Annotated in this window: 16 protein-coding genes; 6 read left to right on the top strand and 10 right to left on the bottom strand. The window is 66.1% G+C overall.

Going from position 1 to position 15,503, the window contains the following annotated elements:
* Positions 1–42 precede the first annotated feature (42 nt).
* The 5 genes from KY389_RS03705 (at position 43) to KY389_RS03725 (ending at position 5,519) form a co-directional block, all read left to right on the top strand.
* Positions 43–948 carry a LysR family transcriptional regulator gene (locus KY389_RS03705; RefSeq protein WP_219829460.1) on the top strand — a complete coding sequence of 302 codons (906 nt, stop codon included), beginning with the start codon at positions 43–45 and terminating at the stop codon, positions 946–948.
* A gap of 287 nt (positions 949–1,235) precedes the next feature.
* Complete coding sequence (gene purL / locus KY389_RS03710) at positions 1,236–3,416, top strand: phosphoribosylformylglycinamidine synthase subunit PurL (protein ID WP_219829461.1); 2,181 nt, start codon at positions 1,236–1,238, stop codon at positions 3,414–3,416.
* Positions 3,413–4,555, top strand: a complete 1,143-nt coding sequence (locus tag KY389_RS03715; protein ID WP_219829462.1) for a bifunctional 2-C-methyl-D-erythritol 4-phosphate cytidylyltransferase/2-C-methyl-D-erythritol 2,4-cyclodiphosphate synthase — start codon at positions 3,413–3,415, stop codon at positions 4,553–4,555. The genes purL and KY389_RS03715 overlap by 4 nt, the downstream gene beginning before the upstream one ends.
* A complete protein-coding gene (locus KY389_RS03720; RefSeq protein WP_219829463.1) occupies positions 4,552–5,052 on the top strand; it encodes a phosphatidylglycerophosphatase A family protein in 501 nt (166 codons plus the stop codon). The genes KY389_RS03715 and KY389_RS03720 overlap by 4 nt, the downstream gene beginning before the upstream one ends.
* A complete protein-coding gene (locus KY389_RS03725) occupies positions 5,049–5,519 on the top strand; it encodes a CinA family protein (RefSeq protein ID WP_219829464.1) in 471 nt (156 codons plus the stop codon). Before KY389_RS03720 ends, KY389_RS03725 begins: the two co-directional genes overlap by 4 nt.
* A gap of 78 nt (positions 5,520–5,597) precedes the next feature.
* Here the strand turns inward: KY389_RS03725 and KY389_RS03730 are convergent, their stop codons facing one another.
* The 10 genes from KY389_RS03730 to KY389_RS03775 form a co-directional block, all read right to left on the bottom strand.
* Complete coding sequence (locus KY389_RS03730) at positions 5,598–6,647, bottom strand: threonine aldolase family protein (protein WP_219829465.1); 1,050 nt, start codon at positions 6,645–6,647, stop codon at positions 5,598–5,600.
* Complete coding sequence (locus KY389_RS03735; RefSeq protein ID WP_219829466.1) at positions 6,644–7,084, bottom strand: YcgN family cysteine cluster protein; 441 nt, start codon at positions 7,082–7,084, stop codon at positions 6,644–6,646. Before KY389_RS03735 ends, KY389_RS03730 begins: the two co-directional genes overlap by 4 nt.
* A complete protein-coding gene (locus KY389_RS03740; protein WP_219829467.1) occupies positions 7,084–8,013 on the bottom strand; it encodes a bifunctional riboflavin kinase/FAD synthetase in 930 nt (309 codons plus the stop codon). The genes KY389_RS03735 and KY389_RS03740 overlap by 1 nt, the downstream gene beginning before the upstream one ends.
* Before the next feature lie 96 nt (positions 8,014–8,109).
* The gene (locus tag KY389_RS03745; protein ID WP_219829468.1) at positions 8,110–8,979 is read right to left on the bottom strand and encodes a TIGR01459 family HAD-type hydrolase; all 870 of its coding nucleotides are present in this window, start codon (positions 8,977–8,979) and stop codon (positions 8,110–8,112) included.
* Complete coding sequence (locus KY389_RS03750) at positions 8,979–9,896, bottom strand: manganese-dependent inorganic pyrophosphatase (RefSeq protein ID WP_219829469.1); 918 nt, start codon at positions 9,894–9,896, stop codon at positions 8,979–8,981. The genes KY389_RS03745 and KY389_RS03750 overlap by 1 nt, the downstream gene beginning before the upstream one ends.
* A gap of 181 nt (positions 9,897–10,077) precedes the next feature.
* A complete protein-coding gene (locus KY389_RS03755) occupies positions 10,078–10,587 on the bottom strand; it encodes a CarD family transcriptional regulator (RefSeq protein WP_219829470.1) in 510 nt (169 codons plus the stop codon).
* A 348-nt stretch (positions 10,588–10,935) separates the two neighbouring features.
* Complete coding sequence (gene fdxA, locus KY389_RS03760) at positions 10,936–11,274, bottom strand: ferredoxin FdxA (protein ID WP_219829471.1); 339 nt, start codon at positions 11,272–11,274, stop codon at positions 10,936–10,938.
* A gap of 37 nt (positions 11,275–11,311) precedes the next feature.
* Entirely contained in the window at positions 11,312–11,617 is a 306-nt protein-coding gene (locus tag KY389_RS03765; RefSeq protein WP_219829472.1) for an RNA-binding S4 domain-containing protein, read from the bottom strand.
* A complete protein-coding gene (locus tag KY389_RS03770; RefSeq protein WP_219829473.1) occupies positions 11,618–14,557 on the bottom strand; it encodes a helicase-related protein in 2,940 nt (979 codons plus the stop codon).
* A gap of 9 nt (positions 14,558–14,566) precedes the next feature.
* Complete coding sequence (locus KY389_RS03775) at positions 14,567–15,091, bottom strand: hypothetical protein (protein ID WP_219829474.1); 525 nt, start codon at positions 15,089–15,091, stop codon at positions 14,567–14,569.
* A 119-nt stretch (positions 15,092–15,210) separates the two neighbouring features.
* On the opposite strand from KY389_RS03775, the gene KY389_RS03780 reads away from it, so the two are divergent.
* Positions 15,211–15,501: an SCP2 sterol-binding domain-containing protein gene (locus KY389_RS03780; RefSeq protein WP_219829475.1), complete on the top strand. Its 291-nt coding sequence runs from the start codon at positions 15,211–15,213 to the stop codon at positions 15,499–15,501.
* Positions 15,502–15,503 lie beyond the last annotated feature (2 nt).

The raw sequence follows: 15,503 nt of genomic DNA on the forward strand, positions 1-15,503 counted from the left end.
CTGCAAAGAACGCATGGCAGGCATGACAGGATCGTAACGCGCATGGACTGGGACAAGCTAAGAATATTTCACGCCGTGGCCGATGCCGGCAGTCTGACCCATGCGGGGGATGTCCTGCATCTGTCGCAATCGGCCGTCAGCCGTCAGATCCGCGCGCTGGAAGAGTCGATCGGCGCGACCCTGTTTCACCGCCATGCAAGAGGGCTGATCCTGACCGAACAGGGCGAATTGCTGTTCGAGGCGACCTCGGCCATGGCGCGCAAGCTGGACAGCGCCGCTGCGCGCATTCGCGACAGCGAACAGAACGTCCTGGGCGAGCTGAAAGTCACCACGACGGTCGGCTTCGGCACGCTGTGGCTGGCACCGCGACTGGTCAAGCTCTACGAGAAATATCCCGATCTGCGCATCGACCTGATGCTTGAGGAGCGCGTGCTGGACCTGCCCATGCGCGAGGCCGACGTGGCCATCCGCATGAAGGAACCCAGCCAGTCCGATCTGATCCGCAGGCGTCTGCTGAACATCCGGATGCGTCTTTATGCCAGCCCCGAATATCTGGCCGCCCGCGGTATGCCCGCGACGCTGGACGAACTGGCCGGGCATCGGCTGATCAGCCAAAGACCCGATCAGCCGCAGGTCGCGGCAGGTGCGCGGCTGGTCCAGCAGCTCCTGTCGCAGGATGTCGGCTCGACGCTGACGGTCAACAACTATTTCGGCGTGCTTCAGGCGGTTCTGGCCAATCTGGGGATCGGGGTTCTGCCCGATTACCTGACCGCCGACCATGATCGGCTTGTGCGGGTTTTTCCCGATCTGGAGTCCGGCGAAGTGCCCGTTTTCCTGGCCTACCCCGAAGAACTGCGCCAGACGCGCCGTGTCGCGGCCTTCCGAGACTTCGTGCTGGAGGAAATCCAGGCCTATCGCCGCGCCCAGTCCGAGGCCGGGCTGGATTAGACCGCATCCGGCCCGACGATCCGGCTTTCCCGCAGCTATTCGGTAAGTGCATGGCGGCTATGTTGCACTTGCAGCATGATCGAACTTGAACGATTCACAAACTGCACATAAATCCGGCTCAGAAGGCGATCATCAGCGTATTCGCTCATCACCTTCTACCTCCCTGTTGGACTTGGGCCGGGCCTTGTGCCCGGCTTTTTTTCTGCGTGAAGGCGCGCGGGCGGCCTTCCCCTGTCTGCCTTCTGCGCCTAAAAGGCGGCAAAATTCTCGCGCAGGAAGGGCAGGATATGCAGGAACCGACGATCACCCCGGAACTGATCGCCGCGCATGGGCTCAAACCCGACGAATATGACCGCATCCTGCAGATCATCGGGCGTGAGCCCAGTTTCACCGAACTGGGCATCTTCAGCGCCATGTGGAACGAGCATTGTTCCTACAAGTCGTCGAAGAAATGGCTGCGCACTCTTCCGACCGAGGGCCCTCAGGTCATCTGCGGCCCGGGCGAGAATGCGGGCGTCGTCGATATCGGCGATGGTCAGGCCGTGGTCTTCAAGATGGAGAGCCACAACCACCCCTCCTATATCGAGCCGCATCAGGGCGCCGCGACCGGCGTCGGCGGCATCCTGCGCGACGTGTTCACCATGGGCGCGCGGCCCATCGCGGCGATGGATGCGCTGTCCTTCGGCCTGCCCGACCATCCCAAGACCGCGCATCTGGTCAAGGGCGTGGTCGAGGGCATCGGCGCCTATGGCAATGCCTTCGGCGTCCCGAATGTCGGCGGCGAGGTGCGGTTTCACGCAAGCTATAACGGCAACTGTCTGGTCAATGCCTTTGCGGCGGGTCTCGCAGATGCGGACAAGATCTTCTATTCGGCGGCCTCGGGCGTCGGGATGCCGGTGGTTTACCTTGGCGCCAAGACCGGCCGCGACGGCGTCGGCGGCGCGACCATGGCCAGCGCCGAGTTCGACGACACGATCGAGGACAAGCGCCCCACCGTGCAGGTCGGCGACCCCTTCACCGAAAAGAAGCTGCTGGAAGCCTGTCTGGAACTGATGGCCTCGGGCAGCGTCATTTCCATTCAGGACATGGGGGCAGCGGGTCTGACCTGCTCGGCGGTCGAGATGGGCGACAAGGGCGGCCTCGGGATCAAGCTGATCCTCGATCACGTTCCGCAGCGCGAAACGAACATGTCCGCCTATGAGATGATGCTGTCGGAATCCCAGGAACGGATGCTGATGGTGCTGAAGCCCGAGAAAGAAGCCGAGGCCCGCGCCATCTTCGAGAAATGGGATCTGGATTTCGCGATCATCGGCGAGACGATCCCCGAAGACCGCTTTCTCATCATCCACGGCAATGAAATCAAGGCCGACCTGCCGCTGTCGAAACTCTCGTCATCGGCGCCGGAATATGACCGCCCCTGGGTGGAGACGCCTGCTGCGGGTCCGGCCCCCGCGCTGCCCCAGATTGCCCCCATCGCCGCACTGCGCGCCCTGATCGCCAGCCCGAACCACGCCCACAAGGCCTGGGTCTGGGAACAATACGACACGCAGGTGGGCGCCGACACGATCCGCCGTCCTGGCCTGGGCGCAGGCGTCGTGCGCGTCCACGGCACTCGCAAGGCGCTGGCCTTCACCAGCGACGTCACCCCGCGCTATGTCCGCGCCAACCCCTATGAAGGCGGCAAGCAGGCCGTGGCCGAGGCCTGGCGCAACCTGATCGCCGTTGGCGCGCGGCCCCTGGCCACAACCGACAACCTGAACTTCGGCAATCCCGAGAAGCCCGAAATCATGGGCCAGTTCGTCGGCGCGATCAAGGGGATAGGCGAGGCTTGCCGCGCGCTGGACTTTCCCATCGTGTCGGGCAACGTCTCGCTTTATAATGAAACCGACGGCAAGGCCATCATGCCGACCCCCACGATCGGCGGGGTCGGCCTGATCGGGGATCTCGACGACATGATCTCGGGCCTGCCGCAGGCGGGCGATGTCGCGCTGGTCATCGGCGCCACGCAGGGCCATCTGGGTCAGTCGGCACTGGCCTACGAGGCTTTCGGCATCGAGGCGGGCGACGCCCCCCCTGTAGATCTGACCGCCGAGCGCAAACATGGCGAATTCCTGCATGCGCAGCGCGACCATCTGACGGCGGCGAATGACCTGTCGGATGGCGGTCTGGCACTGGCGGCCTTTGAAATGGCAGAGGCCGCGGGTCTTGGCCTCACGTTGGACGCATCCGACATGGGACAGCTTTTCGGCGAAGACCAGGCCCGCTATCTGGTCGCCTGCCGGCCCGACAGGGTCGAGGCCCTGCGCCGCGCCGCAGATGAAGCCGGCGTTCCCTTGGAAAAAGTCGGACATTTCGGCGGTGACAGCGTCACCCTCGGCGGTGACAGCGCGCCCCTGGCCGAGCTTTCGATGCTCTATCGCACGGCCTTTGCTGCGGCGATCAAGGGCGACATGCCCGACCACGCATGATCCGCGCACCCGAAGGCTTTGCCGCGCTGATCACGGCGGCCGGTCGCGGAGCCCGCGCAGGCGACGGGCCACCGAAGCAATGGCGTGACCTGGGCGGACAGCCGGTCCTGGACCGGACGCTGGCCGCCTTCGCAGGCTTTTCACGCATCGTTCTGGTCGTTCACCCCGATGACATGGCGCAGGCGCTGAACCGCTATGCAGGCCGCGTCACACTGGTCGAGGGGGCGGCGACGCGCGCCGCCAGCGTCCGCGCGGGGCTCATGGCGCTCAGCGGTCAGGCGAGCCATGTCCTCATCCATGATGGTGCACGCCCTCTGGTCCCCGATACGGTGATCCAGGGCGTGATCGACGCGCTCATGCAGGGCGCCCCCGCGGCCGCGCCGGCCCTGCCGGTTTCGGATGCGCTCTGGCGCGGTGCCAAGGGTCGCGTGACCGCCACCGCCTCCCGCGACGGGCTTTTTCGTGCACAGACTCCGCAGGGCTTTGTCCTCGACCGTATTATCGCCGCCCATCGCGCCTACCCACAGGACGCCGCCGACGATGTCGAACTGGCTCTGAAATCGGGGATCGAGGTTGCCATCACCCCCGGTTCCGAGGACAATCTCAAGATCACATTTCCCGCCGATTTCGCGCGGGCCGAACGCAACCTGGGAGGTGCCATGGATATCCGCCTCGGAAATGGCTACGACGTTCATGCCTTCGGGCCGGGCGATCACGTGACGCTCTGCGGCATCCGCATCCCGCATGACGCAGGCCTTGTCGGCCATTCCGATGCCGATGTCGGGATGCACGCCCTGACCGACGCCATCTATGGCGCGCTGGCCGAAGGCGATATCGGGCAGCACTTCCCGCCTTCGGAGCCACAATGGAGGGGCGCCGACAGCGCGATCTTCCTGACCCATGCGGCAGGCATGGCCCGCAACAAGGGCTTTCGCATCGGCAATGCCGACGTGACCCTGATTTGCGAAGCGCCCAGGATCGGCCCCCATGCGCCGGAAATGGCGCAGCGATTGGCCGCGATCCTCGGCATCGACGCCGCCCGCATCAGCGTCAAGGCCACGACCAGCGAAGGCCTGGGCTTCACCGGCCGACGCGAGGGGATCGCGGCCATCGCCACCGCCACCCTGATCAAGGAATGACCATGGCGCGAATCCTCTGCATCTGGTTCGGCGCGGGCCTTCTGCGCCCGGCTCCGGGAACCTGGGGCTCGGCGGTTGCATTGGCGCTTGGCCTCCTGATCCACCGCATCGGGCATTTCCCGCTGCTCGCTCTTGCGACGGCCGCGGTCACGCTGACGGGGTTCTGGGCAGTGCGCGCCTACACCGCCGGCATGGCCGACCCCGACCGGCCCGAGATCGTAATCGACGAGGTCGCAGGCCAGTGGCTGGCGCTCCTCTTTCCCTCCTTCGGCTTCTGGCTGATGGGCCTGCCGGCCGAGACCTTCCCCTGGCCCGGCTGGACCGCGGCCTTCCTGTTCTTCCGCCTCTTCGACATCTGGAAACCCTGGCTCGTCGGCCGCGCCGACCGCCGACACGACGCCCGCGGCGTGATGGAGGACGACCTCTGGGCGGGCCTCTTTGCCGGCATCGCCACCATGATCGCCGCCGCGGCCTTTCACATTCCGATGATGACATGACCCTCGCCGCCGAGATCCTCAAGGCCGCCCGCGCGCGCGGCGTGACCATCGCCACTGCCGAAAGCTGCACCGGAGGGCTGATCGCTGGCGCCCTGACCGACGTGCCCGGCTCGTCCGACGCCTTTGATCGGGGCTTCGTGACCTATTCCAACACGGCCAAGCAGCAGATGCTGGGCGTCCGTCCCGAAACCCTTTCGGCCCATGGCGCCGTCAGCGAAGAGGTCGCCTCGGAAATGGCCATCGGCGCGCTGCGTCATTCGACGGCAGGCATCGCCGTCTCGGTCACTGGCATCGCTGGCCCGGGCGGCTCAGAGCACAAGCCCGAAGGACGCGTCTGCTTCGGCATCGCGCAGGCCTTCGGCACGCGCACGGAAACGGTCGAATTCGGCGCCATCGGCCGCCACCGCGTCCGCGCAGCAAGCGTCGAACACGCGCTTCGCCTCCTGCTTGACGCCCTGCGCGCCTGACGCTTCTTCGTTGCCGAAATACCCCGGGGGGGCCGCGCGGCACGCGCGGCGGGGGCAGCGCCCCCTGCCCGGCCCGCCTCAGGCGCAGCCCCCTCGCAGCAGCATCTCCAGCACCGCCACATCACGATCAGGCATGTCCCAGGAACAGACCAGGCGCACCGGAACGGGCGCGCCCTCGGTCAGGGGGGTGTCGCCCCACAGATGATACAGAATGCCCGCCGCCTGCGCCCGCTCATGGGTCAAGGCCGGGATCGCGGCAAAGACCGCGTTCGACTCGGTGGGCGCCAGCAGCGTCCCGCCGCCCTCCAGCACCGCCTCGGCCAGCCGGGCAGCCTTGGCATTGGCCTGTTTCGCCAGGTCCAGCCACAATCCGCCCGTCAAAAGCGCCAGCATCTGCGCCGCCAGAAAACGGCTCTTCGACCAGACCTGCCCGGCCTGCTTGCGGCGATAGTCGAAATCCTCGGCCAGAGCCGGGTCGAAAAAGATCACCGCCTCGGCGGCAACGGCCCCGTTCTTCGTGCCGCCGAAGCACAGCGCATCGACGCCCGCGCGCCAAGTCATCTCCGCCGCCGAGCAGCCTGCGAAAGCCACCGCATTGGCAAACCGGGCCCCGTCCATATGCAGAGGCAGCCCCGCATCATGCGCCACTTGCGCCAGGGCCGCGACTTCTCTGGGGTGGTAAACCCTGCCCCATTCGGTCGCATTGGTGATCGAGACCAAGGCGTTCCGGCCGCCGTTCAGCCCTGCGCGCGCCCCGGCCGCGACCGCGCGCGCCAGCGCGTCGGGGGCGATCTTGCCACCCTCGCCCGCGACAGTCACCAGCTTGGCGCCATGGGCATGGAACTCGGGCGCGCCGCATTCGCTGGTCTCGATATGCGCGTCCTCGTGGCAGTAGATCCGCCCGAAAGACGGTGCCAATTGCGCGCAGACCAGTGCATTGGCCGCCGTGCCGGTCGCCACGAAACGCACCACCGCCCGCGGAGCCTCAAGCACCTCGCGCAGCATCGCCTCGGCGCGAGCCGTAACCGGATCGGCCCCATAGGCCATCACCGCCCCGTCATTCACCTGCGCCAGAGCCGCCAGAACGGCCGGATGTGCGCCCCAGGAATTGTCCGAGGCGAAGTTCACGACAGATCCTCGATGATGTAATCCTCCCAATCATCCTCGGTCACCGCGACCTCGCTGACGGTCCAGCCACGCACGCTGGCGCCCGCACGATGCACAGCATCGGGATCGCCCGAGACCAGATGATGCCAGTCGTAAAGCGGTTTGCCCTCGGCCCGCAGACGATAGGCGCAAGTCGCGGGCAGCCACCAGGCGATCTGGCTCAGCTTTTCAGGGGTCAGGACCACGCAATCGGGCACGAATTGGTGGCGATCGGGATAGTTGGTACAGCGGCAGGTCTGTCCGTCCAGCAGCTTGCAGGCCACGCGGGTAAAGGCCAGCTCGTCCGTATCCTCGAACTCGATCTTGTTCAGGCAGCACTTGCCGCAGCCGTCGCAAAGCGCCTCCCATTCAGGGTGGGTCAGTTCATCCAGCGGCAATTCCCAGAACCTCGGACGCATCAACCGCCCGCCAGCACGCGCCGCGCCTGATCGGCGTCGCGGGCGATCTGGTCGATCAGCGCGGGCAAAGTGTCAAAGCGCATCTCGTCGCGCAGGAACTCGACCAGCGCGACCGACAGGTGCTGGCCGTAAAGATCGCCCGAGAAATCGAACAGATGCACCTCCAGATTGGGCGCGTTATCGCCGAACATCGGACGCACTCCGAGCGAGGCGACCCCCTGGCAGGACAGCCGGTCCGGCCCGGTCAGCACATCGACCAGAACCGCATAGACGCCAAGGCGCGGCAGATGCAGCCTCTCCATCGCCATGTTCGCGGTGGGCCAGCCCAGTTCGCGCCCGCGTTTGGCACCATGCAGGACTTCGCCCTCGATGCGGTGCCAATGGCCCAACATGCGCTCGGCGTCACGGGTCCGGCCCTCGGTCAGCGCCTGACGGATCGCGGTCGAGCTGTATTCGGCCCCCGCATCGCCCACCAGCGGCAGGGTCGTGACGCCGAAGCCAAGCGCCTGGCCCAGATCAGCCAGCAGGCGGGCATCACCGGCGCGGTCCTTGCCAAAGCGGAAATCGGCACCGACGGTGACATGATCAGCGCCCAGCCCCTCAACCAGAACCTCGCGGGCAAAGGCCTCGGGCGTCAGCCCTGCCAAAACCGCACCAAAGGGCAATTCGTAAAGATGCTCGACCCCAAGACGTGCCAGCCGGTTCGCCCGCGCCTCGGCATTCATCAGCCGGAAGGGGGGCGCGTCGGGGACAAGAAATTCGCGGGGATGAGGCTCGAAGGTCAGCACGCCAAGCGGCGCATCCGAGGCCGCACGCGCGGCCTCGATCACCGCGCGATGCCCCCGATGAACGCCGTCGAAATTGCCCATGGCCAGACTGGCCCCGCGGGCCGAGGCGGTCAATCCGGTCCAGTCGCGATGGATCTGCAAGGCCAGTCCTCATCTGATGGCCGCACGCGGCCTGTTCCGGCTTTGCGTATCGCGCAGGGCGGACCCGGTTGCAAGAGATCGGTCCGCCGCAGTCTGTCAGCGCAGCCGCCCGATCGCGTAGCGCGGCGCCTGTTCGTGAACCGACAGCCATTCCGCCAGCGCGACCGGATCGGGGTTCTCGACATCCGGGCCGAAGGCGTCGGCCGCCAGACCGCCGGTCACGAAAAGCGCGTCGATCCCTTCCTGCGCCGCGCCCTTGATGTCGGTGGCGATCCCGTCGCCGACGGCCAGGATGCGGGCATCTTCGGGCAGGTCCATCAGGCGGCGTGCACGGTCGTAGATCGGCGGGTGAGGTTTGCCGAAATAAAATGCCTTGCCGCCCAGGCTTTCGTAGAACTCGGCCAGCGCGCCAGCGCAATAGATCCGCGTCTCGCCCAGATCGACCACGATATCGGGATTGGCGCAAAGCATCGGCAGGCCGCGTTCGCGCGCCAGCAGGAACCGGGCGCGGTAATCTTCGGGCGTCTCGGTCTCCTCATCGAAGGGGCCCGAAACAACGATGCCCTCGGCCTCTGACAGCGGGACGCGCGTGATCGGGGGCGCATCGGCGAATTCAGGCGGGATGTCGGTGAAGAAGCCCTCATCCTTGTCCGGGCCGATATGCCAAATCTTGCGGCCCACCGCGCCCGCAAACATCGCCTCTTGCGCGGCATCGCCCGAGCTGACGACCAGATCCCAAGCGTCGCGCGGAACGCCCATGCGATCAAGCTGCTCGATCACATGGCGGTTTGGGCGCGGCGCATTGGTCATCAGGCAGACCTGGCCACCCCGCTTGCGGAAGGATTGCAGCGCCGCCACGGCCTCGGGCCAGGGTTGCCTGCCATCATGCAGGCAGCCCCAGAGGTCGCAGAAAAGCGCGTCGTAGCTGTCCGCGATCTCGGACAGCGCGCCGATGATCTGCGTCATCAGACCGCCAGCGCCGGCAGGATCTGCTTCTTGCGGCTCATGATGCCGGGCAAAACGACGCTGTCGCCGGTGACGGTCACGGCGAAGCTGCGCTCGGCCACGGATTTGACGAAGTCGTTCGGCACCAGCAGCGTGGCTTCTTCGCGCAGGATGTCCACGATGAACAGCAGCACCTCGTCGGCGCCGTCATCGGCCGCAACCTTGGGCATCGCGGCCAAGAGCGCCGCCTTGCGGCCCAGCAGGACCTGAGGCGCAGTCGTTTCCAGAACCGAGACGCGCAGCTTCTTGCCGCCCAGTTCGTATTCCTTGCTGTCCATCCGCAGCAGGGCCTCTTCCGAGAAGGCGCTGACATCGGATTTCGCCGCGAACATCTCGGCGGCGTAATCGGCGATGGTGATGCCCAGATCGGCAGCCAGCTTCTCGGCCACGGCGCGGTCATGGGGCGTGGTCGTCGGGCTGCGGAATTCCAGCGTGTCCGACAGGATGCAGGTCAGCATCGCACCCTTGATGGATTGGGGCGCGCGTGCCATGTCCTCGCCAATGAGGTCATGCATGATCGTGGCGGTGCAGGCCAACGGGCGCACGGTGATGTTGATCGGGTTGCGCGTCCTGATGCCGCCCGCCAGCAGATGGTGGTCGATGATCTCGATCACGTCCGCTTCGTTGATCGAGGCGGGCAGTTCGGCCGGGTTGTTCGTGTCCACGACGACGCATTGATCGCCCTTGGCGACATCCTGGATGATGCGCGGCTTGGGCAGATCCCAGCGGTTCAGCATCCAGACGGCTTCGGTGTTCGGCTCGCCCTGCAGGACGGGTTCGGCCGGCTGCTTGCGGACTTCGTTCAGATACCAGGCCCAGATGATGGGCGAGCCGGTGGAGTCGGTGTCAGGGGCGGTGTGGCCGAAGACCTTGATCATGGAAAAGCGCCTCTTGCTTCATGCGTCACTTGACCGCGCTTATAGGTAAGCGCGCGCGGCTTGTCCACGACCGCACAGGAGCGCCCCGACCCTGCCACGCGACCGTGGCCCGGCCCCCGTGATCCGAGCCACGCAAAAGAGGCGCCCGGTCGGGGCGCCCCTTGCAAGGATTGCGCAGACATCAGGCGGCGCGCGAGGTCAGCACCTCTTCGACGCGCTTCTGGGCGCCACCCTCGTCCAGACCGCCGACGGCGGCGACTTCGCGGGTCAGGCGATCCAGCGCGGCTTCGTAAAGCTGGCGCTCGGAATAGGATTGCTCGCGCTGATCGTCGCTGCGGTGCAGGTCGCGCACGACCTCGGCGATGGCCATCAGGTCGCCGGAATTGATCTTCTGTTCGTATTCCTGCGCGCGGCGCGACCACATGGCGCGCTTGACGCGGGCCTTGCCCTTCAGCGTCTCCAACGCGCGCTCGATCAGGTCCGGCGAGGACAGGCTGCGCATCCCGATCTCGCTGGCGCGGGCGGTCGGCACGCGCAGGGTCATCTTGTCCTTGTCGAACGAAATGACGAACATTTCAAGCCGCAGCCCCGCGACTTCCTGCTCTTCGATCGAGACGATCCGGCCGACACCATGGGCAGGATAGACGACGAAATCATCGGGGCGGAATTCGTTCTTCTTGGTTTTCGACATCTGGCTTCCTCTGTATGCGCCCCGTCAGGAGCACAAAGAAACCGCAAGCGGCGGATGGCCGCCTTCGGTCCGTTTTCCTGTCTGTCTGTCAACCCGGCCCGGCAGAGGGCCCGGATAAGGCAGCTTTCCAGCGCGAACCGGGCCAGCCCTGACAAACGGTCAGCAGCCTGGCGATCAGCAGCGCGATAGTCGCCAACATAACACAAAAATGACGCACAAGAAAGCGTCCGTTTGTGCGCATTGCGCAAGGCTGGCCTGCGCCTTTCGCCAGATCGGCAAGGACCGGGCCAGGGCGGCACATCGTCAGGCCCGGCCCTGAGCAAGCCGTCCGATCGCCTCGGCTCGCCCTCAGTCGCCAGCGCCGGGCGCTTCCGAGAAATACTTTTCCAGCTTGCCTTCGACCCCATCCATCTCCGCCGCGGTGGGCAGGGGATCCTTCTTGCGCGTAATGACCGGCCAGAGTTCGGAATACTTGCGGTTGAACTCGACCCATTTCTCCATGTCAGGTTCCGTATCCGGGCGGATCGCATCGGCCGGACATTCGGGTTCGCAGACACCGCAATCAATGCATTCGTCGGGATGGATGACCAGCGTGTTCTCGCCCTCGTAGAAGCAATCAACGGGGCAGACCTCGACACAGTCGGTATATTTGCACATGATGCAGTTGTCAGTCACGACATAGGTCATCTGGCGCGCTCTTTCCGTGCATGGCTGTTCAGGGGCTTCACTTAGTCCCTCCGGACGGATCAATCAACCCGTCGGAAAGATCGCGGTAGAGGCCCTGTGCCTCGCCGGCGGGACCGCGGCGATGACCCAATTCAATCACCTGCAGAACCCGCACCCGGCCATGGGCCGAGATCACCACCTCGTCGCCCGGCCTGACGGTGCGGTGGGGTTTGAAGCAGGGCTGGCCGTTCACGCGGATGCCGCCGCCCGCAATGCGATCGGCGGCGAGGGCGCGGGACTTGAAGACCCGCGCCTGAAACAGCCACTTGTCCAGGCGCAGGCCCGGATTGGCGGCCTGCTGCACCTATTTGCGGTCCTTCAGCGCCGCAAGGATCGCAAAGGGGCTATCGGGATCGGCCTTCTTCTCGGGGCGCGCGGTAAAGGTTCTGGGCCCCTGAGGGGCCAACTTGCCAGCGGATTTCGCACCGCCCGGCTTGCCCTTGCGTTCCGGGCGCTGTCCATCGCCGCGCCCAGCCTGGGCCTGATCGCCACCGTCGCGGCCCCGCCCAGGCTTGCCCTGCGCCCGGCGCTGCGCGTCGCGAGCCTCGCGCGGTTGGCCGCCGGCAGAATCGTCACGCGACTGGCGGCCGCGCGGGGCGCCGCCGTCACGTCTTGCCTCGCCGCGCGGATGGCGCGGGCCACGAGGCCGAGGTGCCCAGCGGAACGTGTAGTAGGTCTCAAGCTCCTCGGTCGCGGTTTCGGTGGTCGCGGCGGCTTCGGCATTCGCCTCGGCCTCGGCGCGGCGTTTCTCGGCCTGCTCGGCCTCCCAGCGGGCGCGAGTCTCGGCGGCCAGCACCGATTCCTCTTCGGTCAGTGGCGCGTCGGATGCCTCGCCCTGTGGCGCCGGAACGACAGGCACAGGCCCGACGGCCTTGACCTTGGGCCGCTCGGCCTTTTCGGCGACATAGCCCAGTCCCTGCATCAGGCCCGCGAACTGCTCCAGCGTCATGCCGGTGATGGACAGCATGTCGGGATTGGCCTCGAACCCGCCGCGCGTGTCCTGAACGCGCAGCAGGTCGGCCAGACGTTCCAGCATGTCGATGCGGATCGCGCGCTCGCCCGCCGGACGATAGCCCGACAGGGTGTAATAACCTTCGGGGACACCGGGAATGTTCGGGATCGTCACCAGACCGGGAGGCGGGCTTTCGGGGAATTCGTCCAGCCCCTCGGCCAGAGACCACAGGACAAGCCGCAGGCGCGTCGGAGCAGGTTTCAGCAGCGTGGGCAGGAAGATCGTGAACTGGCCGAAACGCACGCCATGCTTGCGCAGCGCGGCGCGGGCATCCTGGTCCAGTTCCTTGACCTCGGCGGCGACGCCGTCGCGCGGCAGCACGCCCAGATGTTCGACCAGACGAAAGGCGAAACCGCGCGCAAGGCCGGTCAGGGTCTCGTCCCGGCTCATGGTCAGAAGCGGCTCGAAGAGGGCAGCGACCTTGCGGTCGATGAAGTGCTGAAGGCGGCGACGCACCTTGTCGGCGATCTCGGTCCCGGCTTCTTCGTCAACGAAGGGCTCGACGCCGGGATGCAGCGCGTCCGCGCCCTTGACCAGCTTGCCCACCGCCTGATCGCCCCACATGAGGCCACCCTGTTCGGTAAAGTCCATCTCGGTGTCCGGCGCGTTGTAGAAGCGGTCGGCGCGCAGGTGGAATTCGGGCCGCAGCGCCTCGTAGCTGGCGCGGTTCAGCATCTTCGCCTCGTCGGCCGATCCGGTCTGGTCGGGGCGAAAGCGGAAGCCCTCCAGACGGCCGGCGAACTCGCCCTCGACCATCACTTCGCCCTTGTCGTTCACTTCGGCCACGAGGCTCTCCTTCTGCTTGAGCCGGCGCAAAAGCACGGATGTGCGCCGGTCCACAAATCTCTGGGTCAGGGCCGCGTGCAACGCGTCCGACAGGCGGTCTTCTACAGCGCGCGTTTCCTCGCGCCAATGCTTTTCGTCCTGAACCCAGCCGGTTCTTTGCGCCACATAGGTCCAGGTGCGGATATAGGCCAGCCGCTTCGAGATCGCGTCGATATCGCCGTGCAGCCGGTCGATGCGCCTGACGGCACGGTCAAGCCATTCGGCCGGGATCGTTCCTTCCTGAAGAAACCCGAAGATCCGCGCCAGAAGCGTCGCATGTTCCATCGCGGAAATGCCCCTGAAATCGGGCACGCGGCAAACCTCCCACAAGAGCCGCACGTCCTTGCCGCTCTGCACGCGGTCGCGGATCTCAGGCAGGTCACGCAGGATCTTCAGCGCGGCCACGTCGTCAGCCTCGCGCCCGCGGGTCAGCCATTCATGGCCCGGCGCGGCCTCGAGGCTTTGGATCAGACGGTCCATCGTGCCGAATTCCAGGGCACGGTTGCGCCACATCAGGCGGCTGATCGGTGCGAAACGGTGGTTTTCCAGCGCCTCGATCAGGCCCGCGTCAAGGATCTGCGCCTCGCCGGTCACGCCGAATGTGCCGGATTCGGTGTGCCGCCCGGCCCGGCCCGCAATCTGTCCCATCTCGTGAGGAAAAAGCGGCCGGACGCGGCGGCCGTCGAATTTGTGCACCGCCGAAAAGGCGACATGGCGGATATCGAGATTCAACCCCATCCCGATCGCGTCGGTGGCGACCAGGTAATCGACCTCGCCGGCCTGATACATCTCGACCTGGGCGTTGCGGGTGCGGGGCGACAGCGCGCCCATGACCACCGCACAGCCGCCCTTCTGACGGCGGATCAGCTCGGCCATCGCATAGACATCGTCCACGCTGAAACCGACAATGGCGCTGCGCGCAGGCATCCGCGACAGCTTCCTGGATCCCGCCCAGGACAGGGTGGATAGCCTTTCGCGGCGGATGAACTGCGTCTCGGGGACCAGCGCCGCGATGGCCGGGCGCATCGTGTCGCTGCCCAGGAACACGGTCTCTTGCAGGCCGCGCATATGCAGCAGGCGATCCGTGAAAATATGGCCGCGCTCAGGATCGGCGCAAAGCTGGATCTCGTCGATGGCGACGAAATCGGCGCCGATCTCGGGCATGGCCTCGGTCGTGGCGACCCAGTATTGCACCCGGTCGGGCACAATCCGTTCCTCGCCCGTGACCAGCGCCACGACCGAGGGGCCGCGCGCCGCCACGATCCGGTCATAGACCTCGCGCGCCAGCAGCCGCAGCGGCAGGCCGATGACGCCCGTGCGATGGGCCAGCATCCGCATGATGGCGTGATGAGTCTTGCCCGTATTGGTCGGGCCAAGAATGGCGGTGATCCGCCCGCGCGTGGTCATGGTCATTCCTCAGATATCGGTGCCGCGCAGGCGACGTTCCAGACGGGCGGCGGCGTCCAGCGCCTCTTGCTGATGAGGATGGACCTTCAGGCTTTCGCGATAGGCCGCCAGCGCCCGTTCCGGCTGGTCGATTTCCTCAAGCATGGCGCCAAGCTGGGTCATGGCGGCAAAATGACGCGGCTCCAGCACCAGGGTCCGGGCCAGATCCTCGATGGCGGGACCGAACTGGCCCGCCATGGCCAAGGCCGCCGCGCGGGTCTGCCAGCCCGCCGCAAAATCCGGCGCATGGTCGGTCAGCGCGCTGAGATGGCCGATCGCCTCGTCCAGATCGCCCCGATCCAGCGCATCCTCGCCCCGGCGCAGCAGCAGGTCCATCGCGGGCGAACCCGACCGCGACCAGGCCCGCAGGATGTCGCTTTCCGCGATACGCCAGCCCTCGCCCTCGGGGTTGGCCAGGCGCCGGAAGGCATCCTCAAGGTCGATCGGCTGGGCAGGTGCCGCGAAAGCTGTTGCCGCGACAATCAGGATTGTCACCAATCCGGTCTTGAATGCCGCGACGACATCATGGAATTGGTTGCGAAGCGCGCTCATAATGCCTGATGTAACCCAGCCCGTATGCCGGGCGCCAGCCAAAGCGCAAGAGAGGACATGAAATGAGCGAAGTCGTGAAAGCCGCCGTCGAGAAACTGGGAGAGAAGATCGACAGCTTCGACTCGACGGCAAAATTCGTCATCACCGGCGAAGGCGCCATCATCATCGACGAAAACGGTGTGCGCGCCGCCGACGAGGGCGAAGAGGCCGAGGTGACGCTGACCGCCAGCCGCGAAACCTTCGAGGGCATCATGACCGGCGACGTGAACCCCACCACCGCCTTCATGATGGGCAAGCTCAAGGTTGACGGCTCGATGGGGGTCGCCATGCAACTTGGTCAGAAACTGTCCTGACG

The sequence above is a fragment of the Paracoccus bogoriensis genome (genome assembly GCF_019431455.1).
GTDB lineage: Bacteria > Pseudomonadota > Alphaproteobacteria > Rhodobacterales > Rhodobacteraceae > Paracoccus > Paracoccus bogoriensis.